Genomic DNA, 410 nt, shown 5'->3' on the forward strand with positions numbered 1-410 from the left:
AACCCGTATCTCAGGTCTTGATGACAAGATCATATTCCTTTACGCCAAGGGTCAAACCACCACTGAGATCGTAGAGAGCATTAAAGAGCTCTACGATGTCGACATTTCAAGCTCTCTTGTCTCAAGAGTCACCGATAACATATTAGAGGACATCACCGCTTGGCAGAACAGGCCATTGAATAGTGTTTATCCTATCGTCTATCTAGACTGCATCGTCGTGAAGATACGTCAAGACAAGCAGATCATCAACAAGGCGATCTATCTGGCCCTAGGCGTTAACCTTAACGGTAAAAAAGAGCTGCTTGGTATGTGGCTCTCAGAGAATGAAGGCGCTAAGTTCTGGCTAGGTGTTCTTACCGAGCTTCAAAACCGTGGCGTACAAGACATCTTAATCGCTTGTGTCGACGGTC

The 410-nt window shown here is 45.9% G+C and carries 1 protein-coding gene; it reads left to right on the forward strand.

Going from position 1 to position 410, the window contains the following annotated elements:
- Positions 1-410, forward strand: a 410-nt coding sequence (locus CXF65_RS01115) for a transposase (protein ID WP_198551935.1), incomplete at both ends; no start/stop codon positions are given.

This window comes from Psychrobacter sp. Sarcosine-3u-12 (assembly GCF_002836005.1).
Lineage (GTDB): Bacteria > Pseudomonadota > Gammaproteobacteria > Pseudomonadales > Moraxellaceae > Psychrobacter > Psychrobacter okhotskensis.